This is a genomic window from Halorussus marinus (assembly GCF_004521895.1).
Classification (GTDB): domain Archaea; phylum Halobacteriota; class Halobacteria; order Halobacteriales; family Haladaptataceae; genus Halorussus; species Halorussus marinus.
The window spans coordinates 162,242-187,291 of sequence record NZ_SBIR01000002.1 but is presented as its reverse complement, the minus strand read 5'-3'; the positions used below and the strand labels follow the sequence as shown (position 1 = coordinate 187,291).

Below are 25,050 nucleotides of genomic sequence, written 5' to 3'. Positions count from 1 at the left end.
CTCCGAGTGGGACGCGATGGACGCCGCACCCGATCGACCGGAGCCGACGGCCCCCGATTCGCGGCCCGAGCGAATCGTCTCGCTGGCGCCGAGCGCGACCGAGACCCTGCGCGCGCTCGGCGGGCTGGACCGGGTCGTGGGGGCGACCCACCATTGCTCGGATGTCGACGCCGCGCGGGTCGGCGGCTGGCTCGACCCCGACTACGACGCGGTCGCGGCCCTCGACCCCGACCTCGTGGTGACGTCCGACGACCTCCAGGCGGAGGTCGCCGACGACCTCCGCGAGCGCGGCCACGAGGTGTTCCACGCGGCGCCGGCCACGCTCGCGGACGTCGTCGAATCGTTCGCCGCGTTCGGGGCGGCCGCCGGGCTCCCGAAGGCGGGCCACGACCTCGCGTGGCGCGCCCGGAGCCGGCTCGACCGCGTCCGGGGGCTCGTGGCGGGCCGCGACCGCCCGGTCGTCTACGCCGAGGAGTGGTCGGACCCGCCGATGGCGGCGGGCAACTGGGTGCCCGAGGCCATCGAGACCGCCGGCGGGCGCTACCCGTTCGTCCCGCCGGGCGAACGCTCTCGGGAGGTCTCGGCCGCGAGCGTCGAAGCCGCCGGCCCCGAACACGTCGTGCTCCACGTCTGCGGGCACGGCGAGCGGAGCGACCCCGCGGTCGTGGCCGACCGGGGCTGGGAGCTCCCGGCGATCGAACGGGACAACGTCCACGTCCTCGACGACTCGCTTTTGAACCAGCCGAGTCCGCGGCTGATCGAGGGCGTCGAGACGCTCGCGGCCGTCCTCCACCCCGCGGCGATCGAGGCGTAGGTCTGCTCGCGTCGGGGGATCGCCCCGCGAGCGCAACCGCCAAGTCGGACGCCCGTCTCGGCTCGGGTATGCGAGTCGCCGTCGGCAGCACGAACCCGGTGAAGCGGCGGGCGACCGAGACCGCGCTCTCGGGGGTCGCAGACGCGTCGGTCGACGCCGTCGACGTCCGGTCGGGCGTGAGCGAACAGCCGTTCGGCCCGTCGGAGACGATCGAGGGCGCGCGGACCCGCGCCCGGAACGCCCTCGACGCCGGCGCGTTCGATCTCGGCGTCGGCCTCGAAGGCGGGGTCGCCGAGGTCGAGGGCGCCGACGGCCTGTTTTTGACCATGTGGGCGGCGGTCACCGACGGCGAGCGATCGGGGCTCGGCGCGGGCCCGCGACTCGGCCTCCCCGAGTCGGTCGCCGCCCGCGTCAGGGCCGGCGAGGAACTCGGTCCGGTGATGGACGACGTCTTGGGCACCGCCGATGTCGCGGAACAGCAGGGTGCGGCCGGGGTGTTGACGGGCGAGGTCATCGACCGCGAGAGCGCGCTCGCCGCGGCGCTCGCGGGCGCGCTCGGCCCGTTCGTGACCGACCGCTACGAGTGAGGCGGCGGGGCGGCTGTGGTCTCGATCACGGTGCGGAAAAAGCGAGAGCGGAATCGAACCGCGGAAACCCCCGAGCGCGTGCCAGCAGCGGAACGACCGGGGACGGGGTTCGGCGGGCGGCTTCAGGCTGTGACCTTCCACGTCGTCGACGAGGAGTACCCCCACTTCTCGACGTCGACGTCGAAGCTCCCCTCGGCGATGGCGGTCATGTTCGCGCCGACCTCCTTGGCGGTCAGGCCGAGTTCGTCGCCGATGAGCCGGGACTTGAAGTACGTCTTGGTGTCGCCGTGCTCGCGGAGGTACCCGAGGATGCGCTGTTGCTTGTCGGTGAGGGTGGTCGTGCCAGCAGCGGTCGTGCTCATGACTATCTCTACGTAGCGCGGCGTCCGCCTTAGGGGATTTGGTACACCCGGTTAACACGCCGCCCGCATGCGATTTCGCAAGCTGGGAAACGAACAAAACACCCCCGGGACGGGGTGTTGGTACGGCTGGTTAATCCGGAGTTTCGCCCGGGCCGCCCGCCCGGGCGGATTCGGCCGGCGACCGAAACGGTCGAAACGGCGGGAAACGTCGCGTGGAACGAGAGTAACGCCGAGTTACCGGCGGGTGTCTCGTCGCGTCGGCCGCGATCGCCGTCCGACGGCTCCCGAGCGCGTCGAAGGCCCGCTTAGCCCGTCGCTGACTCCCGGAACGGAGCAGAAGGTACTTAGGCCGGCGGACTGTCCCGTTCGACAATGAGTGGCCGCGCAGTCGAGGTCAGCGTCGTCCTCCCGGCCTACAACGAGGAGGCGACCATCGAGAACACGGTCGAGACCACGCTCTCGACGCTGGGGTCGTTTCTCCCCGCGGGAGCCTTCGAGGTCATCGTCGCCGAGGACGGGTGCGACGACCGTACGCCCGATATCGCCGACCGGATGGCCGCCGAGGACGACCGGGTCCGACACTTCCACAGCGACGAGCGACTCGGCCGCGGCGGGGCGCTCAACCGCGCGTTCGAGGCCGCCGACGGCGAGACGCTGGTGTACTTCGACACCGACCTCGCGACCGACATGCGACACCTCGAAGAGTTGGTCGAGAGCGTCCGGACGGGCGGGTACGAGTTCGCCACCGGCTCGCGGTGGATGCCCGGCGACGAGGCCGACCGGCCGGCGAAACGCGACGTCGCCAGCCGGGGGTTCAACGGGCTGACCCGTACGTTCCTGGGCTCGGGGCTCCGGGACCACCAGTGCGGGTTCAAGGCGTTCGATCGCGCGGCGCTGTTCGACGTGCTGGCCGACGTCGAGGACGAACACTGGTTCTGGGACACCGAGGTGCTGGTCCGGGCCCAGCGGCGGGGCTACGACGTCAAGGAGTTCGCGGTCGACTGGACCCCGAAAGGCGACTCGAAAGTCGACATCGTCCGGGACGTGTTCGGCATGGGGAGCCAGATCCTGCGGTGCTGGTGGGAGTTTTCGGTCCAGCCTCGGATCACCCGTCGGGTGTCGATCGTCGCGGGTCTGCTGTTGACGGTGATCGCGATCGCGCTGACGACCCTCTACCTCCCGGTCGAGGAGGTGCTCGCCCGGATGCGGGCGGCCGACCCGACGCTGGTCGGGGTCGCCGCGGTCGTCTACGCGCTGTCGTGGCCCCTGCGCGGGCGCCGGTACAAGGACATCCTCGAAGAACTCGACTACACCGAGACGACTGGGTTCCTGACGGGGGCGATCTTCATCAGCCAGACCGGCAACCTCGTGTTCCCGGCGCGGCTCGGCGACGGGGTCCGGGCCTACGTCGTAAAGGCCCGCCGGTCGATCCCGTACCCGACCGGGTTCGCGTCGCTGGCGGTCGAGCGCGTCTTCGACCTGCTGACGATCACGGTGCTCGCGGGCGCGGTGCTGATCGGGCTCGCGCTCACCGGCGTGACCTCGATCGCGGGCCTCCAGTCGACCGTGCTCGGCCCCGGGCCGGCCGAGGGCGGCGTCGGGTCGAGCGGCCAGACCGCGGTGTACGTCGCGGGCGGGGTCGGCCTCGCGGCCATCCTCGCGGTCGCGGTCATCGTCGCCAGCGCCCGGTCGGACCGCAACTTCGTCCGCGGGGCGGTCTCGCGGCTCAGCTCGGACTCGTACGCCGAGTACGTCGCGGGCGTCGTCGAGCGGTTCACGGGCGACGTCCAGACCGTCGCGGGCGACCGGGGCGCGTTCGCCACGGTGGGGGCGTCGAGCCTCGCCATCTGGACGCTCGACGTGGCGACCGCTTTGCTCGTGCTCGCGGCGTTCGACGTCTCGCTACCGGTGGTCACGATGGTCGCGGTCGGCTTCTTCGCGGTCAGCGTCGGCAACCTCGCGAAGGTGTTGCCGCTGTCGCCCGGCGGCATCGGCCTCTACGAGGGGGCGTTTACGGTCCTCGTGGCGGGGCTGACCCCCATCGGCTGGAGCGTCGCGCTCGGGGCGGCCATCCTGGATCACGCGGTCAAAAACGTCGTTACGCTGATCGGTGGCGTCGGCTCGATGCTGGTGTTGAACGTCTCGCTGACCGAGGCGGTCGAGCAGAGCAAGCGCGTCGAGGCCGAGGCCGCCGAACCGACCGACGACTGAATCGGTCCGTTTTGGGTTCGCGGCGCCGGAAAACGAGGCGCCCGCTACGGGTCGAACGAGATGAAGCCGTCGGCCTGGGCCGCGAACGACGCGGCGCGTTCGCCGAACGAGTCGGCGTACCGCACCAGGAGCGTGATGACCGTCTCGGGCTGGCGGACCGCGTAGCCGTCCTCCCGGTCGAGGAGTCCGGCCTCCTCCAGGCTGGCGGCGTACTTGCTCACGGTCGGTCGCGAGACGTCGAGGGCGTCCGCGAGGTCGCTACCGGTCGCCGCGGGGTCTCTGAGCAGTTCGATCAACATCCCCCGCGGGGTCTCCCGGCGGAGATAGCCGAGCGCGACCTGCTCGAACGCCGAGAACTGCTCGGTGGGGTAGAACCGGCGGTAGTCGCCGTCGCGACGGCTCTCGAGGGTCTTTGCGTCGAGGAGCTCTCGGAGGTGGTGTTGGGCCTCGCCGGTCCCGAGTTGCAGGTCGTCGCGGATCTTCGAGAAGTGCGCGCCCGGCGTGGTCGCGACGTAGCCCGCGATGGCGTCCCGGACTTCGCTCTCGTCGCCGTCGTCGTCCCGGAGCGTGGCCAGCGGCGTCGCGGCGCCTAACACCGCGAAGCGCCGAAGCGTCGCCCGCTTATTTTCGTCCACGTCGGAACGCTCACTCATCTACACGGGATTCTCGGTACGGAGGATTAAAACGTCTTCGTTTGCCAAACCCTCGCACACCAGAGGGGTCGGCGTCGGCGCCGAGCCGGCTCGTTCGGCGCTCGCTCGCCGGGATCGGTCGCGGCCTCTCGGACCCCAGTCACAATTGGTTTCATCTGCTCGCCAAGACGGCCCGATAACGGCGGGGCTCTCGGGCGAGCGCGAGACACGAAAGCGTCCGAAGAGTAGGGGTTACTTCTCTACTTCGGCGTCCATCTCCGGCTCGACGTCCTCGACGGGGTTCTCCTCGTCCATCTCCTGGATGACCTCGTCGGGGCTCTTGATGTCGGTCGGATCCTCGCCCTGCTTGATGGCCTCGGCCTCCTGCTCCATCGCTTCGACGTCCATCTCGGCCTCCTCGTCGATCTGGCCGAGGATCTCCTCGATGTTGTCGAGGCCGATCAGCTCGCGGGTCTCCTCGTCGAAGTCGAGGCTGTCGAGCTGGTCGCCGTCGGTCTCGACGTCGCTGCCGGTGAGGTGCTTGCCGTAGCGACCGACCAGCGACGACAGCTCTTGGGGGAGCACGAACGTGGTCGACTCGCCCTGCCCGATGGATTCGAGCGTCTCCATCCCCTTGTCGATAACCGCGCGCTCGCCCATCGACTCGGCGGACTTCGCTCGCAGGACGGTCGAGACCGCGTCACCCTGCGCTTCGAGGATCTGGCTCTGCTTTTCGCCCTGCGCCCGGATGATGTTCGACTGCTTGTCACCCTCGGCGGTCTCGATGGCGCTCCGGCGCTCACCCTGGGCCTCCAGAATCATGGCCCGGCGCTTGCGCTCGGCGGACGTCTGTTGCTCCATCGCCTGCTGGACGTCCTTGCTCGGGTTGACCTCCCGGACCTCGACGCTCTCGACGCGGATGCCCCACTCGTCGGTGGGCTCGTCGAGCTCTTTGCGGATCTTGGCGTTGATCTGCTGGCGCTTGTTGAGCGTGTCGTCGAGTTCCATGTCGCCCAGCACCGCCCGGAGGGTGGTCTGTGCGAGGTTCGAGACCGCTCGCTTGTAGTCTTCGACTTCGAGGAACGCCTTCTTGGCGTCCATGACCTTGATGTAGACGACGGCGTCGGCGGTCACCGGCGAGTTGTCGCGGGTGATCGCTTCCTGTCGCGGTACGTCGAGGGTCTGGGTCCGCATGTCGAAGCGGTGGGTCGCGCTCACGAACGGCGGGACGAAGTTGATGCCGGGTTCGAGGAGCTTTCGGTACTCGCCGAACACGGTCAGCGCGCGCTTCTCCGTCGCGTCGACGATCTCGACCGACTGCCAGACGGTAATGACGACTAACGCGAGGAACAGCAGCGCGACGACGGTGAGCCCGCCGAAGGTAGCTTGTAGCGGAACTAACATACTTGGGTGTAAGAAAGAACCAGTGTTAAACATTCTGCTCGTACTCGCCGATACGGGGGCGAAAACATCCCTCCCGCGGCCGGTCGGCGTCCGAGCGTCCGACGGCCGGTCGGCGACGATTCAGTCGTCGATTCGGATCTCGACTCCGTCGATCCGGACGCCCCACTCGTCGGCCGCCTCGCCGAGTTCGGCCGCGAGTCGGTCGGCGAGACGGTCCCGTTCCGCACGGAGTTGGTCGGGCGTCCTGTCGCCGACCGCCCGTTCGAAGCCCTCGCGCGCCGCGGCTTCGAGCGACGCTCTGTAATCGTCGGCCGCCAGAAACGCGGTCTCAGCGTCCTCGATCGTGAACGACACGGTCGCGGACGCCCCTTCGGTGGCGCTCGCGACGTCGAGGCTCTGGGCCCGCATGTCGAAGCTTCGGGTGCCGCTGACGAACGGCGGAACGAGGTGGACGCCGGGCTCTAAGAGACCGCGGTACTCGCCGAGGACGGTCAGCGCCCGCGTCTCGTAGCCGTCGACGAATTCGAGCGACTGGACGACGGTCACGAGCACGACCGCGGCCGCGAGAAGGCCGGCCGAGAGGGTGCCGTCCGCGAACGACTGCAACGGGGCAAGCGCCATCAGTCGGACGCTCGGACGGCGGCGTGGTAAACGTATCGCCGTCCGGCGACGCTCACGCTTCCTCGGACTCGGACTCTCGCTCGGTTCGCTCGCGTTCCATGCGGAGCTGTCGGTCGATCGGATCCTCGATGGCCTCGACGGGCTCGACCGTGACGACGTTGCCGCCGCCGGGATCGACGACCATCACCTCTGTCCCCTCTGGGATCTCGCCGTCCATGCTCCGGGCGGCGTAGAAGGGGTTGAAGCCGCCCTCGTGGAGCTTTATCTGGCCGTCCTGGGGCGTGACCGGCTCGGTCACCCGGCCGGTCTGGCCCTTCAGCGAGTCCGAGTCGCTGGTCCGGGCGACGCCCTTCCCCCCGTAGAGATCGAGTTCGCGGTAGGCGTAGAGCGCGAGCCCGCCGAACCCGAGCACGAGCGCCCCGAGCACGAGCGGCCCCGCCAGCGGCGGAACGAGCAGCCCGACCAGCCCCGCGAGGATCAGCGCCACGCCGAGGACGATGAAGTGCGCGCCGGGGATCAGCGCCTCGGCGATCGCCAGCGCGATGCCGGCGACGAAGAGCAACAGCGCAAGCGAGTCCAACAGCGGTGCCATGTGGGTGTGTTAGAATCCCGGCTGGTTAACGTTTTGCAGTCCGCGGGCGGCGTCGTCGGGCGACCAGACAGTCAGGCCTCGATGATCTCGTCGTCGCCGTCCGGCTCGGGCACCCGGAGCTCGCCGTCGAGCGCGGGCACCGCCCGGCCGCCGACCCGAACCGTCTCGCCGATTCGGACCCGGACGTACCCGGGCCGGTCGACGAAGTGGCCCTGCTCGAAGCGCATCTCGTCGGGGAAATCCCCGTCGAAGGCTCTGTACTCGCGCAGATACGCCCCGCACGCCCCGCTCGCGGTGCCGGTCACCGGGTCCTCGGGGACGCCCGCGGCGGGCGCGAACATCCGGCCGTGGAGCGTCGAGTCGGCTTCGAGCGCGTCGAAGGTGAACGCGTAGATGCCCGCGGCGTCGACGTCCTCACTGATCGCCTCGATCTTCCGGTGGTCGGGATCCATCGCGCTGACGTGTTCGAGGAAGTTCACCGGCACCACGAGGAAGGGCAGGCCGGTCGAGGCGACCGCGAGCGGGAAGTCGGCCCCGACGTCTTCGAGCGCGGCGTGGTCGATGCCGAGCGCGTCGGCGACCCGCTCGTAGCCGAGGTCGACCTCGCGGATCTCGGGGTCGTTCTGGGTCATCCACACCGTGCCGTCGGCCTCGACGTCGATGTCGAGGACGCCGACGTTGGTTTCGAGGGTGTGGGTGCCGGGGTCGATGACGCCGTCGTCGAGGAGGTGGGCGTGGGAGGCGATCGTGGCGTGCCCGCAGAGGTCGACCTCCGTGGTGGGGGTGAAGTAGCGGACCCGCCGGTCGGCGGCGTCGGTCTCGGCGAAGAAGGCGGTCTCGCTCACCGCGAGTTCGTCGGCGACCGCCTGCATCTGGTCGTCGGCGAGGCCGTCGGCGTTCGGCACCACGCCGGCGGCGTTGCCGGCGAACGGCGCGTCGGTGAACGCGTCGACGAGGAGCGCGCGTCGGTGTTCCGGTTCCATGCACGGGCCCACGGACGCCGGCTTCATATCGTTTGGTCATCCGCGTTCGCTCGGTCCGCCGATCCCGCCGTATCGCCCGAGAACGCACCTGAAAACGGTTAAGTGTGCACGGATGCGAGTGGCGAGGTGGTATGAGCGACCTCCCCGACGAGTTCAAGTGCACGATCACGAACTGGGAGTACATCTACGGGCTGTGTCGCGACGTCAGCGATCAGGTCAAAGGCGACGCCTTCGAGCCCGACGTGGTGGTCGCGCTGGCCCGCGGCGGGTGGTTCGCGGGGCGGTGTATCTGCGATTTCCTCGGGCTCGATGACCTCACCAGCCTCAAGATGGAACACTACGTCGGGACCGCCGAGAAGACCGGCGATCCGGAGGTCCGGTATCCGATGCCCGAGGGGAGCGTCGAGGGCAAGGACGTGCTCATCATCGACGACATCGCCGACACCGGCGGGTCGATCGAGCGCGCCTACGAGTACGTCACCGATCGGGACGCCGGGGAGGTCCGGACCGCGACCCTCCAGCTCCTCCAGACGAGCGAGTTCGATCCCGATTACGTCGGCGAGCGCCTCGAAGAGTGGGCGTGGGTGGTCTACCCGTGGAACTTCATCGAGGACATGATCGACCTCACCGCGGGCGTGATGGAGAAAGCCGACGGCGAGACGTTCACGACCGCAGAGATCCGCCACCTCCTCGGCGAGTACCACGACGTAGAGCGCATCGAGATGGAGATCGCCCAGCCCGACCGGATGGACGAGGTCCTAGAGGAGATGGTCCGCCGGGACGTGATCGCGGACGCCGGCGAGGAGTGGCGGCTGGTCGAGAACGTCGGGGACGCGTGAACCCCCTCGGGGTCAAGCCCCGAGGCACTCGCCTTGCTCATCTGTAGACGGCCCGCGGCGCTCTCACTCCGGGCCCGCGACCAGCCGCTCGACCTCCGCGCCGCAGTCCGCACAGGAGAGGACGTAGGTCTCCCCGCCGTCGACGGCTTCGTACTCCCGGTCGGTCTCGGCCCCGCACTCGGGACACGTCTCTTCGATGATCGCGCCGTCGCTGGTCTTTGGCGCGCCGACCGCGATCACCCGCGCAGGACCGTCGCCCGTCGCGACCGCGCGCTGGGTCGCGTCCGGCGGGACGAACAACGCCTCGCCTGCCCCGACGCGGTGCTCGCCGTCGGAGGTCTCGACGCGGACCGTCCCCTCCAGTACGTACAGCAGTTCCTCGTGGTCGGGGTGGCGGTGTCGCGCCCACGGCAACTGCTCGCCCGGATCGGCGACGTAGACGTTGAACCCGAACTCGGTCGCGCCGACGGCCTCGTCGACTTCCTTCTTTCGTCGGGTTGGGTTCGGCGCGTCGGGCAGGTCGTCGACGACGACTTTGCGGAACTCGCGATCGGTCATGGCCGCGACTCGGGCGCCCGCGACCATAAGACTCGGGCTCGCCGCGACGCGTTCGACGGGCGGGCCGTCTCCGAGCGGACTCAAAGAACAGCCGTTTAGTAGCTACCCGCGCGAGTCACGCCCATGACGATCGGCTTCATCGGCGGAAGCGGCATCTACGACGCGCTGCCACTCGAAAACACCCGCGAAGAGGACGTGACCACGCCGTTCGGCGATCCGAGTGCGCCGGTCACGATCGGCGAACTCGCCGGCGAGGAGGTCGCGTTCCTCCCGCGCCACGGCCCCGACCACCAGCACACGCCGACGAACGCGCCGTACAAGGCCAACATCTACACGCTAAAGCAGGTCGGCGTCGAGCGCGTGCTGTCGAGCAACGCGGTCGGGAGCCTCCGCGAGGACCTGCCCCCCCAGACGCTGGTGGTCCCCGACCAGACGTTCGACCGGACGAAACACCGCGATTCGACGTTCTTCGGCGACGGCATCGTGGTCCACATGCCGTTCGCCGAGCCGTACTGCCCGCACATGGTCGAGCACCTCGCCGACTCCTGTGCGAGCGCGACCGACGCGGACCACGGGAAAGGCGGCACCTACGTCTGCATCGAGGGCCCGCAGTACTCGACCCGCGCCGAGAGCGAGTTCTACCGCGAGCAGGGCTGGGACGTCATCGGCATGACGACGATCCCGGAGGCGAAACTGGCTCGCGAAGCCGAACTCTGTTACGCGACGGTCGCGGGGGTCACCGACTACGACGTCTGGAAGGAAGACAGCGAGGTCACCCTCGAGGAGGTGCTGGAAAACGCCGCCGAGAACGAGGACGCGATCAAGGAGGTCGTCGAGCACGCCATCCGGAACATGCCCGACGAGCGCGACTGCGACTGCGGGTCGGCACTGCAGGGCACTATCAACACGCCGACCGAGGCCATCCCCGAGGAGACGCGCGACCGGGTCGACGCGTTCGTCGGCGAGTACCTCGACTAACGTCCCCGGACGTACTCGAGCGCCGCCGCGACTTCCGAGGGGTCGACCCGACCGTCGGTCTCTTCGAGCCGCTCGCGGAACCGTTCGGGTGTCATATGTTACCACACGTCTCGGGGAGTCATAAGTGTATTGCCAACGTGTTCCAAAGTCCGGTGGCGAGCGGACCGCGGCTCAGTCCGCGATCGCCTCGGGTTCGGTCTCGGGGTCGTCTGAGTCGGCGTCGGCGACCGCCTCGGGGTTCCGGACCCAGAGGTCGCCGAACAGATCGTCCTGTTCGAGCACGACCGCCTCGCGGTGAGAGAGAAAGAGGAGGGCGAGGAACGTCTGGATCTCCGACCCGCCGGCGGTGTCGATCTCGGCGTACAGCACCTCGTCGCGCCCCGCGTCGTAGCGGTCGGCGAGTTCGGCCCGGACGTCGTCGATGACCGCCTCGATGTCCTCGGCGTGGGCGGTGCCGGTCACGTCGTCGGCCGACGGCTCCTCGTCGACCCGCATCGCGTCGTCGGCCCGATAGTCGAGCGTCTGGGTGCCGCGCTCGAACCCCTGCGGGGAGTCGGAGGTGTCGTAGCTTCGAGACTCTTTCCACCACGACCCCCGCTCGCGCTCGCGGAGCTCCCGGACGAGTTCGTCGAGGGTCTCGGGGGTTCCCCGGGCGGTCTTCCGGTCGAGCCGGCGCTCCATCTCGTCTTCGAGCTGGTCGATCGGGTCGTGAGCCGGGAACTCCCCGTCGCCGGCGGTCGGGGCGTCCCACTCGTCCCACCCCGGCTCCTCGGGCTCGTCCTCGTCGTCGTCGGCGAGCATCGCGTCGCTTTTCATCCGGAGCAGGACGCTCGCGTAGAACAGCGCCCGGCCGGAGGTCCGGAGGTCGGCCTCGTCGAGCCGGTCGAGGAACTTGTCGGTGACGGTGACGATGTCGATGTCCCACGGCTCGATCTCGCCCTCCTCGGCCAACTGGACGAGGAGCTCGACCGGCTCGGCCTCCTCGTCGCCGGACTCGGGCGCGTCGGGGGCGACCTCGTCGAGGATGGTCGACTCGCCGTCGGCGCCTTCGCCCTCGCGCTCGCCGGCCTCCTCGTCGTGGTTCGCGATGTTGAGCGGGACGCCCCCGTCAGACCGAAGCTCTGGGGTGGCTCCCCGCTCGCCGTTCGGATTCTCCTCGGGAGTCGCGGTGCTCGCGGGTCGCTGTGCTCCCCGCTCGTTTTTCCGATTCTCCTCGGGAGAATCGCTAGTCATCGGCGGGCACCTCCTCTTCGCCGTCGCCGAGCTGAATCCCGGTGACGGTGCTGACGTTGTCGCCCTGCATCGTCACGCCGATGGCGCGCTCGGAGCGCTCCATCATCGCCGACCGGTGGCTCACCACGACGAACTGGGCCTCGCCCGCGAGTTCGTCCACCATCTCGCCGACGCGCTCGGCGTTGGCGGCGTCGAGGAACGCGTCGACCTCGTCGAGGGCGTAGAACGGCGCGGGGTTGTACCGCTGGATCGCGAAGATGAACGCGAGGGCGGTGAGGCTCTTCTCGCCGCCCGACATCGCGTCGAGGCGTTGGATGGGCTTGTCGCCCGGCTGGGCCTTCATCGTGAGCCCGCCGTCGAAGGGGTCGGCCTCGTCTTCGAGGTGGAGGTCGCCGGTCCCGTTCGAGAGCCGCTCGAAGATGTCCTGAAACTGGTCGTCGATCGCCTCGAAGGCCTCCATGAAGGTGGCTCTCTTCTGGGACTCGTAGGAGTCGATGCGCTCGCGGATGCCGTCGCGCTCCTCGACCAGCACCGCCTTGCGCTCTTCGAGGTCGTCGAGGTCGGCCTTCACGTCGTCGTACTCCTCGATCGCGAGCATGTTGACCGGCTCCAGAGCCTCCATCTGGCGTTCGAGCCGCGAGATGTTCTCCTCGACCTCGTCGAGGTCGGGAATCTCGTCGGCGTCGTAGTCCCCGACCTGCTCGCGGAGCTCGGCGATCTCGTCTTCGAGCCGGTCGGCCGCCCGCCGGAGGCTTTCGAGGCGGTTCTCGACCGACTCGACCGCCGATTGCTTCTCGTCGCGGACTCGCTGGGCCTCCCGAAGCTCGTCTTTGAGTTCGGTCCGCTCGTCTTTGAGTTCGGCGAGTTCGGCTTCGAGCTCCTCGACGGCCTCGCGCTTCTGTTCGAGCAGGGCCCGTTGGTCTTCGATCTTCGCTTCGAGCTCCGCGGTCCGCTCTTCTTGCTCGGCCTTGCGGTTCTGGGCGGCCTCGATGTCGTCGTGGAGGTCCTCGATCGCGTCCTCGGCGTACTCTTTCTCCAGTTGGAGCTCGTTGAGCTCGCCGTCGAGATCGTCGATGCGGTCTTCGAGTTCGTCGATGTCGGCCTCGATCTCCTCGGCCTCCGCGGTGAGCTCCGGAATCCGCGAGTCGGCCAGTTCGGATTCGAGCGTCGCGATCTCGTCTTCGAGGTCGGCGATGGCCGCCTCGCGGTCGTCGATGTCGTCTTCGAGCTCCTGCATCTGCTCGTTGACGGCCTCGCGCTCGGCCTCCATCGCGACGAGCTCGTCTTCGAGGTCGTCGATGCGCTCGCGGGCCGCCTCGACTTCGCCCTCGGTGCGTTCGATGTCGGACTCGATCGAGCGCACCTGATCGGTGGCGTCGCTCTTGCGGTCGCGAGCGTCGTCGAGTCGCTCCTCGACGTCCCGGACGTCCTCCCGGATGGACCGGCGTTCGTCTTCGAGCTCGTTGATCCGGCGGGCGACCCGTTCGAGCTGGCCCTTCCCGGACGTCGAGAACGAGTACCGGGACCCCGACTTCGAGCCGCCGGTCATCGCGCCGCTCTTCTCGACTAGTTCGCCCGAGAGGGTCACCAGCCGGTAGTCGCCCATGAAGTCCCGGGCGGTCTCCATGTTCTCGACGACGAGCGTGTCCCCGAGCACGTACGAGAAGATCCCCGAGTACTCCGCGTCGAAGTCGAGGAGGTTGTACGCGAAGTCGACCACGCCGGGCGCCGACGGCGCCGACGGGAGGGTCCGGTCGTGCATCTCGGTCATCGGCAGGAACGTCGCCCGGCCGGCGTTCCGGGACTTCAGGTACTCGATGCACTCTTGGCCGACGCCGTCGTCGTCGACGACCACCTGCGCCATCCGGCCGCCGGCGGCCGTCTCGGCCGCGGTGGCGTACTGCTCGGCGACGCTCCCGAGCTGGGCGACCGTGCCGTGGACGCCGGGTTTGTCCGCGTTCAGGATCGTCGAGACCGCCCGGCCGTACGAGGAGTCGCCGCTCTCGTCGGCTTTCGCCTCGAGCTGGGCGTACTCGCTTTGTTCGGCCTGGAGCCGGTCTTCGACCTCGTCGAGGTCGTCCTGAAGCTCGCGTTTCTCCTGTTTGAGGTCCGCGACCACGTCGTCGATCTGGGCGCGGTTGCGCTCGGCCTTCGCGAGCTCGTCTTCGAGGTCGTCGAGCTTCGATTCGAGCGCCGGGATCCGCTCGCGGGCCTCGTCGAGCTCGGCCTCCTTCTCGCTCTCGGCGTTCGAGCGCCGCCGGGCCTCGTCGAGCAGGCGGTCTTTCTCGCGCTGGAGGTCGTTTTTCTCGCTTTTCTCGGCCTCCAGCCGGTCTTTCTTCTCGGCGAGCTCGGCTTTGACCTCGTCGTACTCGGTGTCGACGGCGTCGATCTCGGCCTCGATCTCCGCGAGCTCGGCCTCCTTCTGCTGGACGTCGGCTTTCACCGAGGACTTCTCGATCTTGATGTCCCGGATGTCGGCTTCGAGGTCGTCGACGGTCTCCTGCTTGCGGTCGATCTCCACGAACGCCTGCCGGCGGGTGTCCTCCGCGTCGGCGATCTTCTCTTCGGCGGTCTCGATCGCGTCTTCGAGCCGCGAGATCTCGCCTTTGACCTCCTCGATCTCGCTTTTGATCTCGAGCTGTTCGTCCTCGCCCTTCCGCTCGATCTCGGCGTTGAGCTCCTCCAGCTCGTCTTCGAGCCGGATAACCGTCCCCTGTTTTTCGTCGAGCTCGGCCTGACGTTCGGCGAGCTCGGCCTCCCGTTGCTCGACGTCCTCGCGGGTGTGGGCGAGGTCCTCGCGCTTCTCTTCGAGTTCCGCGGCCCGGACGAACCCCTCGTACTCCTCTTTCTCGTCGCGGAGCCCCTGGTATTCGAGGGCGGTCTCGCGCTCGTCTTCGAGCTGTTCGAGCCGGTCGCGTTTCTCCTCGATTCGGAGTTCGGCCTCGTCGATGCGCTCTTTGACGACCTCCAGCTCGTCGAGGGCGTCTTCTTTCTTGGCGTCGAACTCCGCGACCCCCGCGATCTCGTCGATGATCTCGCGGCGCTCGTACGGGGTCATGTTGATGATCTCGGTCACGTCGCCCTGCATGACGACGTTGTACCCCTCGGGCGTGACGCCGGCTTGGGCCAGCAGGTCTTGGATGTCCGAGAGGTTGACCGACCGGCCGTTGAGATAGTAGTACGAGTAGTAGTTGTCGTCGGTCTCTTTGACCCGGCGCTTGATGGTGATCTCGTCGACGTCGCCGACGCTCTCGGTTCCGGCGGCGTTCACGACCTGCGCCCGGTCGAGCGTCCCGTCCGCGTTGTCGAGCACGACCTCGACGCTGGCCTCGCGGGCGCCCTCGCGTTCGGCGGCCCCATCGGCGTGGCCGGGGTTGTAGATGAGGTCGGTGAGCTTCTCCGCTCGGATGCCCCGCGTTCGAGCGAGTCCGAGCGCGAACAGGATGCTGTCGATGATGTTGCTCTTCCCGGAGCCGTTCGGACCGCTAACTGTCGTGAAATCCTCGTAAAACGGGATCTCGGTCTTCCGCCCGAAGCTCTTGAAGTTGTCCAAGACGAGCGCTTTGATGTGCATGGGTTGCTCGTGGGAGGGACCGCGTTACGCGACGATGATGTCGTCGCCCAACCCGGAGTCGTCCTCCGTCTCGTCTTCAGTCTGGGACTCGTCGCCTTTAGCGTCGTCGCTTTCGGGTGTTTCGTCGGGCTCGGCCCGCGTCGCGTCCGACTCGCCGCCGGCTCGGGCCGGCGGCTGACTCGTCGACTCGGCGTCCTCTTCGAGGGTTTCGAGCCGCTGGTTTACTTCCACGAGCTCCTCGGTCAGCCCCTGGATCGTGGCTTCGAGGCGTTCGACCTTCGATTCGAGTTCTTCGACTCGCTGTTCGGCGTCGCTCATTATGTCCCAACCCCCACGGTAGGACCATAAAACGCACGTCAGACACGTATCAGATAACTGTCTGATTTGGGCGCGCAAACCTTCATCCGAGCCGGCCCCGTACGGTCGGGCATGGACGCCGCCGCGTTTCCCGAGGAGATCGAAGCCAGAACGGCGACCGAACTCGACCGGCTCGGCTCCCAGCAGGCGGTGGTGGCGCTCACCGACGCCGACCTCGACGCCGAGTCGGTCCTCCGGGCGGCCGCCCGGAGCGAGCGCACCGCCGCTGAGACGTTCGCCGCGTGGGCCGAGGCCGAGACCGACGAGGCCGCGAGCCGGACGTTCGCGGAGCTTGTCGACCGGGAGCGCGACCACTACGACCGGGTCGTCGCCGAACTCGAAGACGCCGAGCACGCCGACGGTCTCGACCCGATGCACGAGCGACTCCGGGACCTGGAGACCACCGTCGAGCGCGCCGCGGGGCTGGTGGGTCGGTCGCTCGTCGGCGACCGGACCCAACTGCAGGTCGTGAACTTCTTCGTCAACGAGGCCGACGAGCGCCGGGCCGACCTCTTCCGGGAACTGCGCGCCGACACGAAAGCCGGCGTCGAGACGGGCGCGGACCTCCTCGCGGCCCGGTGTGAGGAGGGCGACTGGGACCGGGCGCTGGCGGTCGCCGAGTCGGTCGTCGAGGTCGCGTACGACGACTACGCCGAGACGCTGACCGGGATGGGGCTGGACCCGAAGCCGCTCTGCTGACCGTCGCGGGTTTTCGAGAATCGCACCAGACTACCTTTCAGGGCGCGACGGCTACCCGGGAGTATGGACCGGCGAGAGTACCTCCGAACCGCGGCCGCCGTCGGCCTCGCGGGCGGGACGGCGGGGTGTGCGAGCGTCCTCGACTCGAACCCGAACGTCGCGCTCGGCGAACCCGACCGGGAGTTCGACAGCGAGGACGCGCCCTACCCGGCGTGGGGCCAACGGATACCGGACGTGGCGCTCCCCGCGCCGCTCGACGACCGCACGGTCGAACTCCGCGCGGTCGACAGACCGAGCGTCCTGACTTTCTTCTACAGCCACTGCAACACGGTGTGTCCGGTGCTGTTGTCGACGATGCGCAACGTCCACACCCACACGCTGAACGAGGGCTACGCCGACGAGGTGGCGTTCTTCCCGACCACGTTCGACCCGGCCCGCGACGACGCCGACCGCCTCCGGACGTACGCCGACGAGATGAACGTCGCGACCGACGCCGACAACTGGGCGTTCCTCCGGCCGGCGTCCGAAGACCGAGCCACGCAGGTCGTCCAAGAGCAGTTCGGCGTGATGTTCGAGCGGACCGAGCCCGAGGACATGGACATGTACATGTTCACCCACACGGCCCTGACCCTGCTCGTGAACGCCGATGGGTACGTCGAACGGGCGTACCGGACCGACTCGCCCGACGCCGAGCGGATACTGTCGGACCTCGAAACCGTCCGGTCATGAACCGCCGACGCGTCCTGCTCGCGCTCGGGGGACTCGGCCTGACGGGCGCGAGCGCGTGGGCGGTTCGCAACGACGCCGCGTCAGGTTCGGGACTCCCGATCGAAGTGACGACGATGGACGCCCCCGGGTCGGAGGCGGGCGAACGCCGCGTCCCCGCCGCGGACGCCGTGACGGTCGTCGACCTCTTCGCGACGTGGTGTAGTCCCTGCAAAGAGCAGATGGATGCCCTCGCGACCGTCCGGGAGTCGTACGGCGAGGAGGTGGCCATGATCTCGGTCACCAACGAGCGACTCGGCGGGTCGCTCTCGCGCGAGGACCTGCGCGAGTGGTGGCGCGAGAACGACGGCGCGTGGGCGCTCGGCCTCGACCCGGACAGCGAACTCATGTCCGCGCTCGGCGCGAGCGGCCTCCCGTACGTCGCGGTGTTCGACGCCGAGGGCGCGGTCCGGTGGTCCGACTCCGGCCTCACGGACGCGACCGACCTTCGCGGGGCGGTCGACGACGCGCTCGCGACGCCATGACCTCGGGGTTCGTCGGCGCACTCGCGTTCGCCGCCGGCACGGGCGTGACGACGTTCTTCGCGCCGTGCGCGTTCCCGCTCCTTCCGGGGTACGTCGGCTACTACGTCAACGAGAGCGGCGACGAGTCGGCGGTCGCCGCGGCGGCCGCCGCCGCGTCCGGCGCGCTGGTCTCGCTCGCGGCGGTCGCGGCGCTCGCGTTCGCGCTCGGTCGGACCGTCACGACGCTCCTGCCGCTGTTCGAACCCGTCGTCGGCGTCGGCCTCGTCGCGTTCGGCGCCCTGACGCTGACCGGCCGCGCGCCCGACCTCCGGGTCGCGCTCCCGGCGCGGCCCGAGTCGGTCGCGGGCTTTGGAGCCTTCGGCGCGGCGTACGCCGTCGCGGCCGCCGGCTGTGTCGCGCCGCTTTTCCTCGGGGTGGTCACGCAGGCGCTCGCGTTCCCGCCGGTCCGGGGCGTCGCGGTCCTCGGCGCCTACGCCGGCGCGGTCGCCGCGCCGCTGGTCGGGGTCACTCTCCTCGCGAGCGCGGGCGTCGAGGCGTGGCGAGACCTCGGCCGGTACGCCGGGACGCTCGAACGGGCGGCCGCGGTGGTGATGATCCTCGCGGGGCTCGGCCAGCTCTACCTCTCGGTCGTGGTCCTCGACGTGTTGTAGCGGTCGGGCGGCCGCGGCCTCGGTCCGCCGACGACCCGGGCCGAGTCGTCGCCTTCCGTTTCCCGCAGACCTAACCGTTCGGGGCCCCTACGATCGCCCATGAGTCGAACCGAACGAGCCACGCTCGCGGGCGGGTGCTTCTGGTGTACCGAGGCGGCGTTCAAGCAACTCGACGGCGTCGAGTCGGTCACGTCCGGCTACGCGGGCGGCCACGTCGAGGACCCCTCCTACGAGGCGGTCTGCTCGGGCGACACCGGCCACGCCGAGGTCGTGCTTGTCGAGTACGACCCCGAGGCGCTCACCTACGAGGACGTCCTGCAGGTGTTTTTCACGGTCCACGATCCGACCCAGCTCAACCGACAGGGTCCCGACGTGGGCACCCAGTACCGATCGGCGATCTTCACCCACGACGACGACCAGCAGGCGACCGCCGAGTCGTTCATCGAGCGCCTCGAAGCCGAGGGCGCCTACGACGACGACGAGATCGTGACCGAGGTCGAACCCCTCGAGGAGTTCTACGAGGCCGAGGAGTACCACCAGGACTACTACGAGAAGAATCCGAACGACCAGTACTGTTCGATTCAGGCCGAACCCAAAGTGAAGAAGGTCCGCGAGCAGTTCGCATCACAGGTAAACTAACGCTGTAAACGACCAACTGGCTACCGATCCTGCCAGTAGACCATCCCGCTCGCAGGATGCGTCGAGGGGCGAACCTAACGACAGGTGATATTTTATCGGACTCGACATACGTGAGAAAATAATTAACCGAGGACGGCTTACGAGAGCGGACAATGAGAAACCGCTCTCTCTGCGGAGAGGCAGACGGCCTACTGCACACCTGCAACTACTGTGGCCGAACTGTTTGCTCTCCGCATACGCTACCTGAGAAACGCGACTGTCCATCGGCCCGCCCCGCAAGCAACGCCGGAAAGCACTTCGAGAGCGCGTTGGCCGATTCGGCGGTCGACTCTTCTACCGATTCAGGTTCTCCCGACCCGATGGAAAGCGGAAGAACCCGCGCCGACAGGACAGACGAGGCGGTCGAAAACCTCGACTCGAGTCCCCCTGTCGAAACCACGGCTGAGGAGGATCGAAACCACGAGCTAGACGGAGTTCGGGAGAAACAGCACGACTCGATCTTCGACCGCCGCATCGACATCATCGTTCATCCGTTTGCTATCGGCGGGGCTCTCTTCCGGCGGTTCTTTTCGCTTCGCGCGCTGTTGGTTCTCACTCTCGGAACCGCCGCGGTCGGGCAACTCGGACTGGTCGGCGTGCCGGGGTTCCCGGTGGACGTCGGTTCAGCGGAATCTGCGATGGACGACGCGGGCGGTGCGGTCGCCAACGTTACCGACTACGATGCTAACTCGATGAATAGCTCTTCGGTGGGCCGATTGGTTGGTGACGACGACTTGAACCGGACGAAGATCGAGCACCTGGTTCACGAAGAAATCAACGACCGGAGGCGTGCACACGATCTGCGGCCAATCCAATTTGACGCGGAACTACGGCAGATCGCACGCTCTCACAGCAAGGACATGGGACAGAACGAGTACTTCGCTCACACGTCGCCGGACGGCGAGACGATGGCCGACCGGTACGACGAATTCGGCTATGATTGCCGAGTGGAGATGAGCGGGAACCGGTATGCAACAGGCGCGGAGAACATCGCCTACACCTACGCATACGAGAAGGTCGTTCGGGAGAGTGGGGACACGGTTTACTATGCGAACGAGCAGGAAGTTGCGACGGGACTCGTTGGCCAGTGGATGAACTCAACAGGTCATCGGAAGAATATTTTAAAGCCGTACTGGGAGAACGAGGGTATCGGCATCTACACACTCAAAATCGACGGGAAGACCCGAGTGTACGCTACGCAGAATTTCTGCTAATTCACATCTGTTCAGTACTTTCCAGACGTATTCTTGTAGATGTAGAATTTCAACGACCGCGATACGGCCGAACTCAAGGCCGAAAAGGCCCGCGAGCAGTTCGGCGAGGCGGCGACCCAGTAGGGGCCCGGCGGCGCTCGCGGCGCGCCCGGACTCGCTCCCGCCGCCCCTACGGCTCCAGTATCACCTTGATGCAGTCGTCGTCCTTGTCGTTGAACGTCTCGTAGAGCTCCGGCCCGTCCGCCAGATCCGCCCGGTGGGTGACGACGAACGAGGGGTCGATCTCGCCCGACTCGATCGTCTCCAACAGCGGGTCGAGGTAGCGCTGGACGTGCGTCTGGCCCGTGTTTATGGTCAGCGCCTTGTTCATCGCCGCCCCGAACGGGAGGTTGTCCACCCGCCCGACGTAGACGCCCGGGACTGAGAGGGTCCCGCCCTTCCGACAGCACCGGATCGCCTCCCGGAGCACGTACGGGCGGTCGTCCTCTAACTTCGCCTTCTGTTTCGCCCGGTCCGACGCCGCGGCGAGTCCCGTGCCGTGGGCGTCGGTCCCGACCGCGTCGATACACCGGTCGGGCCCGCGGTCGCCGGTCATCTCCATCAGCCGGTCGTAGACGTCCTCGTCCTCGTAGTGGATGGTCTCGGCGCCGCCGTACTCCCGGGCCATCTCCAGGCGTTCGGGGACCCGGTCGATCGCGATCACGCGGTCGGCGCCCAGCAGTTCGGCGCTCTGGATCGCGAACTGTCCGACCGGTCCACACCCCCAGACCGCGACCGTGTCCTCGTCTTGGATCTCGGCGTTCTCGGCGGCCATGTAGCCGGTCGGGAAGACGTCCGAGAGAAACAACACCTGCTCGTCGGGCAACTCGGAGTCGACTTTCACCGGCCCCACGTCGGCGTAGGGCACCCGCAGGTACTCCGCCTGCCCGCCGGCGTAGCCCCCGAGCAGGTGCGAGTAGCCGAACAGCCCCGCGGGCGACTGGCCCATCATCTCCCGGGCGAGCTCGGCGTTCGGGTTCGAGTTGTCACACAGCGAGTACATGTCGTTCTCGCAGAACCAACACGAGCCACAGCTGATCGTGAACGGGACCACGACCCGGTCGCCCTCCGCGAGGGTCTCGACGTCGGTCCCGACCTCGACCACCTCGCCCATCGGTTCGTGGCCGAGGACGTCGCCCTCGCGCATCGTCGGCATCCGGCCGTTGTAGAGGTGGAGGTCCGAGCCACAGATGGCGGTGGCCGTGACCTCGACGATCGCGTCGGTCGGATTCACGATCTCGGGTCTGGGGACTTCCTCGACCCGAACGTCCTGTTCGCCGTGCCAAGTGAGTGCTCTCATGTGCGATCACCTCTCATATCAGATCCCCGCTCCCGCGGGCCGACGGGTTCGCCTCCGTCGTCGGAATCTCGCCGCTCTCGACGAGGCTCTTGAACCGCCCCAGCGCCTCGCCCGCGAGGGTCTCGGGGACGACACCGAGCCGATCGAGCGCGGTCCCACCGACCGCGCCGCCCGGCGGGTCGAAGCTGAGCGACAGCGTCACGACCGTCCCCCGGTCGCCGGCCGCCGGCCGAAAGCGGACCTCGCCCTCGTTGGGGAGCGTCGCGTCCGGCGGCGTCTCCCAGCGGAGCACTTCGCCCGGTTCGGCCTCCGCGATCCGGGTCTCCCAGGAGACGTCTCGGCCGAGCGGGCCGTGGACGGTCCACCGAAAGCGATCGTCGCCCGACCGGGTCACGTCTGCGAACTCCGCCATGATCCGGGAGAGCTGATCGGGATCCCGCCAGGTCTCGTAGCACTCGTCGGCGGACGCGCCGACGGTCTTCGACCGGCTGAACGTCACCGGGCCGGTCGGTCGGGTGGGGACGTCTTGCCCGTCCGGGTCGGGTCGGGACCCGAGGGCTCGGGACATCAGCCAGCCGCCGACCAGCGCCGCCCCCGCTCCCGAGAGCGAGCGGCGCCGCAGACCGCCGACGACGAGCGCGCCGCCGACGGCGGCCGACGCGGCGCGCTTGGCCCGGTCGGCGATCGGGCGGTCGGATCTGTCGGAACTGGACGCTCGCCGAGTACGCTCCGTGTCTCGTGATCGTGTCGTCATCGAATGTGTGCCTCCGTAGGTTCTCGAACGCCCGCGACGGACTGCGAACGACCCGCAGGGTGTAATCGAGACTCTCCGGTTTGGCGTTTGTGGCTGTGGTCTCGGGGGCGCCGTGCCGGGATACCGGCGGGTGTGCGTCCCGACGCCACAGCCGTAGAAGCGTTAACTATACTCGGGGGCTACCGGCGGGCATGACTCCGACTTCACGGCGGCGGTTTCTCGGGGCGGTCGCGGCGGCGGTCTCGCTCGCGGGGTGTACCAGCGCCGGTCCGTCGGTCGACGACGCGGCCGAATCGACGACAGCGGGCACCGCGTCGCCGACCGCGAGCCGGATCGAGGCCGGGATTCCGCTCGCCCGGTCGACGCTCCCGGTCGAGCACGAGTTCGACGCGCTCCGGAGCGAGATCCAGAACGGCGGCCCGCCGAAAGACGGCATCCCGTCGATCGATGAGCCGACGTTCCGGCCGGCCGAGGCGGCCGACGCGGACCTCGACGACAGGGCGGTTGTGTTCGGTGTCGTTCGAAACGGCGAGGCGAAGGCCTATCCCCGCCGAATTTTGGTCCACCACGAGGTCGCGAACGACGCGATCGGCGGCGAGCCGGTGGCGATAACCTACTGCCCGCTGACCGGCACCGCGATGGGGTTTCGCCGGGGCGAGACTGAGTTCGGCGTCTCGGGCGATCTGGTCAACAACAACCTGATCATGTACGACCGCGAGACCGACAGCCGGTGGCCCCAGATCCTCGGCACCGCTATCTCGGGCCCACTCGAGGGCGAATCCCTCCGGGAGTTCCGACTGGTCTGGACTCGGTGGGGCCGGTGGAAGGCGGCCGTCCCCGAGACGGCGGTCCTCACCGAGGAGACCGGTCACGTCCGGGACTACGGGACCGATCCGTACGGCACCTACGTCCCGAATCGGGGCGGCTACTACGACCGGGACTCGACGCTGTTCCCGGCGCTCGGCGACGACGACACGTTCCCGGCCAAGCGCGTCGTGATCGGCGCTCGGACCGACGAGGGGCGGATCGCGTTCGAGGCGGACGCGCTCCGCGAGGACCGCCTCCTGTCGGGGACGGCGGGCGACACTCCGCATCTGGCGGTCTACGACTCCGAACTCGAGACGGGCTACGTGTACCGGAACCCGGACGGCGCGTCGTTCGACTACGAGGACGGGCGGGCGATCGCCGGCGACGCCACCGCCCACGATCCGGCGGCGCTCCCGCTGGACCGAGCGTACGCGTTCGACGCCATGTGGTTCGCGTGGTCTGGGTTCTACCCGAGCACGGCGGTGGTGGGCTGATGGCGACCGACACCGGCGAGCGCGGGGCGATTCGTCGGACCGTCTCCCGGACTCGGTACGCGGTCGTCGCCGCCCTCGGCCGACGCGACGGATTCGCGGTGTTCGGCGGCGTCACGGCGCTCTATCTGGTGGCGTACCTCTGGCTCGGCGATCTCCTGACGTTCGGGCGCACCGACGTGGGAGTCCTCGTCGCCTCGGACCCGATGGGGAAGCTCTTCCGTCCGGCCAACGGCGCTCTCTCGTTCGAACCGGTCGCGCTCGTCGAGTTCGGGGCCGCCACCTATCTGTTCTCGCTGAACACCGTCGTCGGGCTCGGGGTCGCCGTGCTCGTCGGGCTCAATCTCGCCGTGACGTACCTCGCGTGGACCCAGCCGACCGCCTGTGGCATCGGCTCGTCGACCTCGGGACTGCTGGCCGGCGTTCCGGCGCTGGCGTCCGGGGCGGCCTGCTGTGGGCCGATCGTCCTCATCGTCTTCGGAATTCAGGCCTCCACTGCCGTCGTGACCGTCTTTCAGTGGCTCGTCCCCGCCGCGGTGGTGTTGCTGGTCGGGAGTCTCCTGTGGGTGGGTCGGCAGGTGAATCCCGCGTTGGTTCAGGTGCCGTCTGAGTAGCCCCGGTGGGCTCTCAGCGCGTTTTTGACCGGCCGTCTCGGGCGAACTTGTTTCGGGATCGAACGGTCCTGTAGAATCTACTGGTGGATGACAATAATCGCCCGGGATACGGCGGAGAGTCTCAGCACGGCGTGGGCCCGTTCGGATCAGGCCGTCGCGGCGTCTCACTACGCTTGCGTTTCTCGGGGCGTGCAATAGTTTTGAGGTGCTGGAAACCCAGTGGGTACTAAATGCGGAGCATCGTCGAAACTCTCGAACCGGACGTTCCCTACCTCGTGAGACAGCGACTCGGGCCCTCGCTCACCCGACTCGCGCGCACTTTCGGCCAGCCCGAGTACCGCCTTCTGGACACCGAATACGTCGGCACCATCGAGCAACCGCTGGACGAGTTCACGGAGACGCTCAGAGAACACGGGTTCGAGTGGGACCCGCTGGCGTGGTACCACCGGCCGCCGGTCGGAGCGGAGCCAAACGGTAGCTGGACGTATCGACAGTCACGGCTGGCCGACAGACAGCTCCACGTCATCCTCATCGCCCACTCGCCGGAGTATCTCGACGTGTTCGCCCACGAGGAGTACAACTGGCTGCGCCACCCGATCAAACACATCCGGCAGGTCGGCATCGACCGGGAAGCCGGTAGCAGTACGATGCGCCGTTGGATCGAGAGCCACGACACGACGGTCGATGCCAAATCCCGCCGTCGGCGACGGGTCACAAACGCGGCAAAAGACCTCCGCAAACGCCTCGAATCGCTCGTTCAGTAGCGCGCATCCGGTCTCCTCCGTCGAAGAATCTCGGGACCCACGTCC

Annotated in this window: 26 protein-coding genes; 14 read left to right on the top strand and 12 right to left on the bottom strand. The window is 68.2% G+C overall.

The features are described from left to right. Window positions 1-16: 16 nt before the first annotated feature. Entirely contained in the window at window positions 17-814 is a 798-nt protein-coding gene (locus EPL04_RS03185) for a helical backbone metal receptor (protein WP_134669357.1), read from the top strand. Between the two features lie 68 nt (window positions 815-882). Next, a complete protein-coding gene (gene yjjX / locus EPL04_RS03180) occupies window positions 883-1,401 on the top strand; it encodes an inosine/xanthosine triphosphatase (RefSeq protein ID WP_134669355.1) in 519 nt (172 codons plus the stop codon). Window positions 1,402-1,523: 122 nt separating this feature from the next. On the opposite strand, the gene EPL04_RS03175 is transcribed toward yjjX, so the two are convergent. After that, a complete protein-coding gene (locus EPL04_RS03175) occupies window positions 1,524-1,763 on the bottom strand; it encodes a DUF7123 family protein (RefSeq protein ID WP_134669353.1) in 240 nt (79 codons plus the stop codon). A gap of 372 nt (window positions 1,764-2,135) precedes the next feature. Here EPL04_RS03175 and EPL04_RS03170 point away from each other — a divergent pair, with 372 nt between their 5' ends. After that, window positions 2,136-3,974, top strand: a complete 1,839-nt coding sequence (locus EPL04_RS03170; RefSeq protein ID WP_134669352.1) for a flippase-like domain-containing protein — start codon at window positions 2,136-2,138, stop codon at window positions 3,972-3,974. A gap of 44 nt (window positions 3,975-4,018) precedes the next feature. Here the strand turns inward: EPL04_RS03170 and EPL04_RS03165 are convergent, their stop codons facing one another. From EPL04_RS03165 to EPL04_RS03145, 5 genes are all read right to left on the bottom strand, one after another. Next, the gene (locus EPL04_RS03165; RefSeq protein ID WP_134669350.1) at window positions 4,019-4,627 is read right to left on the bottom strand and encodes a winged helix-turn-helix transcriptional regulator; all 609 of its coding nucleotides are present in this window, start codon (window positions 4,625-4,627) and stop codon (window positions 4,019-4,021) included. Between the two features lie 231 nt (window positions 4,628-4,858). Next, window positions 4,859-6,010: an SPFH domain-containing protein gene (locus tag EPL04_RS03160; RefSeq protein WP_209019551.1), complete on the bottom strand. Its 1,152-nt coding sequence runs from the start codon at window positions 6,008-6,010 to the stop codon at window positions 4,859-4,861. A gap of 120 nt (window positions 6,011-6,130) precedes the next feature. Further along, window positions 6,131-6,631, bottom strand: coding sequence for an SPFH domain-containing protein (locus EPL04_RS03155; RefSeq protein ID WP_134669346.1), 501 nt, complete (start codon window positions 6,629-6,631; stop codon window positions 6,131-6,133). Window positions 6,632-6,683: 52 nt separating this feature from the next. Continuing rightward, a complete protein-coding gene (locus tag EPL04_RS03150; protein WP_134669345.1) occupies window positions 6,684-7,223 on the bottom strand; it encodes an NfeD family protein in 540 nt (179 codons plus the stop codon). Between the two features lie 71 nt (window positions 7,224-7,294). Continuing rightward, window positions 7,295-8,206, bottom strand: a complete 912-nt coding sequence (locus EPL04_RS03145; RefSeq protein ID WP_134669343.1) for a PhzF family phenazine biosynthesis protein — start codon at window positions 8,204-8,206, stop codon at window positions 7,295-7,297. Between the two features lie 131 nt (window positions 8,207-8,337). Here EPL04_RS03145 and EPL04_RS03140 point away from each other — a divergent pair, with 131 nt between their 5' ends. After that, complete coding sequence (locus EPL04_RS03140) at window positions 8,338-9,045, top strand: phosphoribosyltransferase (RefSeq protein WP_134669341.1); 708 nt, start codon at window positions 8,338-8,340, stop codon at window positions 9,043-9,045. Window positions 9,046-9,108: 63 nt separating this feature from the next. Here EPL04_RS03140 and EPL04_RS03135 read toward each other — a convergent pair whose 3' ends face one another. Then, complete coding sequence (locus tag EPL04_RS03135; RefSeq protein WP_134669339.1) at window positions 9,109-9,603, bottom strand: cupin domain-containing protein; 495 nt, start codon at window positions 9,601-9,603, stop codon at window positions 9,109-9,111. Between the two features lie 123 nt (window positions 9,604-9,726). Here EPL04_RS03135 and mtnP point away from each other — a divergent pair, with 123 nt between their 5' ends. Continuing rightward, the gene (gene mtnP, locus EPL04_RS03130) at window positions 9,727-10,581 is read left to right on the top strand and encodes an S-methyl-5'-thioadenosine phosphorylase (protein WP_134669337.1); all 855 of its coding nucleotides are present in this window, start codon (window positions 9,727-9,729) and stop codon (window positions 10,579-10,581) included. A 171-nt stretch (window positions 10,582-10,752) separates the two neighbouring features. Here mtnP and EPL04_RS03125 read toward each other — a convergent pair whose 3' ends face one another. The 3 genes from EPL04_RS03125 to EPL04_RS03115 are packed head-to-tail and all read right to left on the bottom strand — an operon-like array spanning window position 10,753 to window position 15,706. Beyond that, window positions 10,753-11,814: a segregation and condensation protein A gene (locus EPL04_RS03125; protein WP_134669335.1), complete on the bottom strand. Its 1,062-nt coding sequence runs from the start codon at window positions 11,812-11,814 to the stop codon at window positions 10,753-10,755. Further along, window positions 11,807-15,388, bottom strand: coding sequence for a chromosome segregation protein SMC (gene smc, locus EPL04_RS03120; RefSeq protein ID WP_134669333.1), 3,582 nt, complete (start codon window positions 15,386-15,388; stop codon window positions 11,807-11,809). The genes EPL04_RS03125 and smc overlap by 8 nt, the downstream gene beginning before the upstream one ends. Window positions 15,389-15,412: 24 nt before the next feature. Then, window positions 15,413-15,706 (bottom strand): DUF7518 family protein, encoded by a 294-nt coding sequence (locus EPL04_RS03115; protein ID WP_134669331.1) that lies wholly within the window; start codon window positions 15,704-15,706, stop codon window positions 15,413-15,415. A gap of 111 nt (window positions 15,707-15,817) precedes the next feature. Between EPL04_RS03115 and EPL04_RS03110 the strand changes: the two genes are divergently transcribed. The 6 genes from EPL04_RS03110 (at window position 15,818) to EPL04_RS03085 (ending at window position 20,236) form a co-directional block, all read left to right on the top strand. Continuing rightward, window positions 15,818-16,444: a rubrerythrin family protein gene (locus tag EPL04_RS03110; protein ID WP_134669329.1), complete on the top strand. Its 627-nt coding sequence runs from the start codon at window positions 15,818-15,820 to the stop codon at window positions 16,442-16,444. Window positions 16,445-16,507: 63 nt separating this feature from the next. Further along, on the top strand, window positions 16,508-17,173 hold the full coding sequence (locus tag EPL04_RS03105; RefSeq protein ID WP_134669327.1) for an SCO family protein: 666 nt from the start codon (window positions 16,508-16,510) through the stop codon (window positions 17,171-17,173). Next, window positions 17,170-17,694 carry a TlpA family protein disulfide reductase gene (locus EPL04_RS03100; protein ID WP_134669325.1) on the top strand — a complete coding sequence of 175 codons (525 nt, stop codon included), beginning with the start codon at window positions 17,170-17,172 and terminating at the stop codon, window positions 17,692-17,694. The genes EPL04_RS03105 and EPL04_RS03100 overlap by 4 nt, the downstream gene beginning before the upstream one ends. Next, window positions 17,691-18,344 carry a cytochrome c biogenesis protein CcdA gene (locus EPL04_RS03095; protein ID WP_134669323.1) on the top strand — a complete coding sequence of 218 codons (654 nt, stop codon included), beginning with the start codon at window positions 17,691-17,693 and terminating at the stop codon, window positions 18,342-18,344. The genes EPL04_RS03100 and EPL04_RS03095 overlap by 4 nt, the downstream gene beginning before the upstream one ends. A 99-nt stretch (window positions 18,345-18,443) precedes the next feature. Further along, on the top strand, window positions 18,444-18,983 hold the full coding sequence (msrA, locus tag EPL04_RS03090) for a peptide-methionine (S)-S-oxide reductase MsrA (protein ID WP_134669321.1): 540 nt from the start codon (window positions 18,444-18,446) through the stop codon (window positions 18,981-18,983). Window positions 18,984-19,135: 152 nt separating this feature from the next. Then, window positions 19,136-20,236, top strand: coding sequence for a CAP domain-containing protein (locus tag EPL04_RS03085; protein WP_134669319.1), 1,101 nt, complete (start codon window positions 19,136-19,138; stop codon window positions 20,234-20,236). 169 nt (window positions 20,237-20,405) lie between these two features. On the opposite strand, the gene EPL04_RS03080 is transcribed toward EPL04_RS03085, so the two are convergent. Together EPL04_RS03080 and EPL04_RS03075 are read right to left on the bottom strand one after the other, a co-directional pair. Continuing rightward, a complete protein-coding gene (locus EPL04_RS03080; protein WP_134669317.1) occupies window positions 20,406-21,575 on the bottom strand; it encodes a zinc-dependent alcohol dehydrogenase in 1,170 nt (389 codons plus the stop codon). A gap of 13 nt (window positions 21,576-21,588) precedes the next feature. After that, window positions 21,589-22,329: an SRPBCC family protein gene (locus EPL04_RS03075; RefSeq protein ID WP_134669315.1), complete on the bottom strand. Its 741-nt coding sequence runs from the start codon at window positions 22,327-22,329 to the stop codon at window positions 21,589-21,591. Between the two features lie 191 nt (window positions 22,330-22,520). Here EPL04_RS03075 and EPL04_RS03070 point away from each other — a divergent pair, with 191 nt between their 5' ends. From EPL04_RS03070 to EPL04_RS03060, 3 genes are all read left to right on the top strand, one after another. Then, the gene (locus tag EPL04_RS03070; protein WP_134669313.1) at window positions 22,521-23,630 is read left to right on the top strand and encodes a DUF3179 domain-containing protein; all 1,110 of its coding nucleotides are present in this window, start codon (window positions 22,521-22,523) and stop codon (window positions 23,628-23,630) included. Continuing rightward, window positions 23,630-24,241 (top strand): hypothetical protein, encoded by a 612-nt coding sequence (locus tag EPL04_RS03065; protein ID WP_134669311.1) that lies wholly within the window; start codon window positions 23,630-23,632, stop codon window positions 24,239-24,241. The genes EPL04_RS03070 and EPL04_RS03065 overlap by 1 nt, the downstream gene beginning before the upstream one ends. Before the next feature lie 230 nt (window positions 24,242-24,471). Beyond that, entirely contained in the window at window positions 24,472-25,005 is a 534-nt protein-coding gene (locus EPL04_RS03060; RefSeq protein WP_134669310.1) for a hypothetical protein, read from the top strand. The last annotated feature ends 45 nt before the right edge of the window (window positions 25,006-25,050 follow it).

What these genes read in the sequence shown, in the direction of transcription:
- EPL04_RS03185 (WP_134669357.1), top strand. Translation starts at nt 17, where the DNA reads ATGGACGCCGCACCCGATCGACCGGAGCCGACGGCCCCCGATTCGCGG.
- yjjX (WP_134669355.1), top strand. Translation starts at nt 883, where the DNA reads ATGCGAGTCGCCGTCGGCAGCACGAACCCGGTGAAGCGGCGGGCGACC.
- EPL04_RS03175 (WP_134669353.1), bottom strand. Translation starts at nt 1,763, where the DNA reads ATGAGCACGACCGCTGCTGGCACGACCACCCTCACCGACAAGCAACAG.
- EPL04_RS03170 (WP_134669352.1), top strand. Translation starts at nt 2,136, where the DNA reads ATGAGTGGCCGCGCAGTCGAGGTCAGCGTCGTCCTCCCGGCCTACAAC.
- EPL04_RS03165 (WP_134669350.1), bottom strand. Translation starts at nt 4,627, where the DNA reads ATGAGTGAGCGTTCCGACGTGGACGAAAATAAGCGGGCGACGCTTCGG.
- EPL04_RS03160 (WP_209019551.1), bottom strand. Translation starts at nt 6,010, where the DNA reads ATGTTAGTTCCGCTACAAGCTACCTTCGGCGGGCTCACCGTCGTCGCG.
- EPL04_RS03155 (WP_134669346.1), bottom strand. Translation starts at nt 6,631, where the DNA reads ATGGCGCTTGCCCCGTTGCAGTCGTTCGCGGACGGCACCCTCTCGGCC.
- EPL04_RS03150 (WP_134669345.1), bottom strand. Translation starts at nt 7,223, where the DNA reads ATGGCACCGCTGTTGGACTCGCTTGCGCTGTTGCTCTTCGTCGCCGGC.
- EPL04_RS03145 (WP_134669343.1), bottom strand. Translation starts at nt 8,206, where the DNA reads ATGGAACCGGAACACCGACGCGCGCTCCTCGTCGACGCGTTCACCGAC.
- EPL04_RS03140 (WP_134669341.1), top strand. Translation starts at nt 8,338, where the DNA reads ATGAGCGACCTCCCCGACGAGTTCAAGTGCACGATCACGAACTGGGAG.
- EPL04_RS03135 (WP_134669339.1), bottom strand. Translation starts at nt 9,603, where the DNA reads ATGACCGATCGCGAGTTCCGCAAAGTCGTCGTCGACGACCTGCCCGAC.
- mtnP (WP_134669337.1), top strand. Translation starts at nt 9,727, where the DNA reads ATGACGATCGGCTTCATCGGCGGAAGCGGCATCTACGACGCGCTGCCA.
- EPL04_RS03125 (WP_134669335.1), bottom strand. Translation starts at nt 11,814, where the DNA reads ATGACTAGCGATTCTCCCGAGGAGAATCGGAAAAACGAGCGGGGAGCA.
- smc (WP_134669333.1), bottom strand. Translation starts at nt 15,388, where the DNA reads ATGCACATCAAAGCGCTCGTCTTGGACAACTTCAAGAGCTTCGGGCGG.
- EPL04_RS03115 (WP_134669331.1), bottom strand. Translation starts at nt 15,706, where the DNA reads ATGAGCGACGCCGAACAGCGAGTCGAAGAACTCGAATCGAAGGTCGAA.
- EPL04_RS03110 (WP_134669329.1), top strand. Translation starts at nt 15,818, where the DNA reads ATGGACGCCGCCGCGTTTCCCGAGGAGATCGAAGCCAGAACGGCGACC.
- EPL04_RS03105 (WP_134669327.1), top strand. Translation starts at nt 16,508, where the DNA reads ATGGACCGGCGAGAGTACCTCCGAACCGCGGCCGCCGTCGGCCTCGCG.
- EPL04_RS03100 (WP_134669325.1), top strand. Translation starts at nt 17,170, where the DNA reads ATGAACCGCCGACGCGTCCTGCTCGCGCTCGGGGGACTCGGCCTGACG.
- EPL04_RS03095 (WP_134669323.1), top strand. Translation starts at nt 17,691, where the DNA reads ATGACCTCGGGGTTCGTCGGCGCACTCGCGTTCGCCGCCGGCACGGGC.
- msrA (WP_134669321.1), top strand. Translation starts at nt 18,444, where the DNA reads ATGAGTCGAACCGAACGAGCCACGCTCGCGGGCGGGTGCTTCTGGTGT.
- EPL04_RS03085 (WP_134669319.1), top strand. Translation starts at nt 19,136, where the DNA reads ATGAGAAACCGCTCTCTCTGCGGAGAGGCAGACGGCCTACTGCACACC.
- EPL04_RS03080 (WP_134669317.1), bottom strand. Translation starts at nt 21,575, where the DNA reads ATGAGAGCACTCACTTGGCACGGCGAACAGGACGTTCGGGTCGAGGAA.
- EPL04_RS03075 (WP_134669315.1), bottom strand. Translation starts at nt 22,329, where the DNA reads ATGACGACACGATCACGAGACACGGAGCGTACTCGGCGAGCGTCCAGT.
- EPL04_RS03070 (WP_134669313.1), top strand. Translation starts at nt 22,521, where the DNA reads ATGACTCCGACTTCACGGCGGCGGTTTCTCGGGGCGGTCGCGGCGGCG.
- EPL04_RS03065 (WP_134669311.1), top strand. Translation starts at nt 23,630, where the DNA reads ATGGCGACCGACACCGGCGAGCGCGGGGCGATTCGTCGGACCGTCTCC.
- EPL04_RS03060 (WP_134669310.1), top strand. Translation starts at nt 24,472, where the DNA reads ATGCGGAGCATCGTCGAAACTCTCGAACCGGACGTTCCCTACCTCGTG.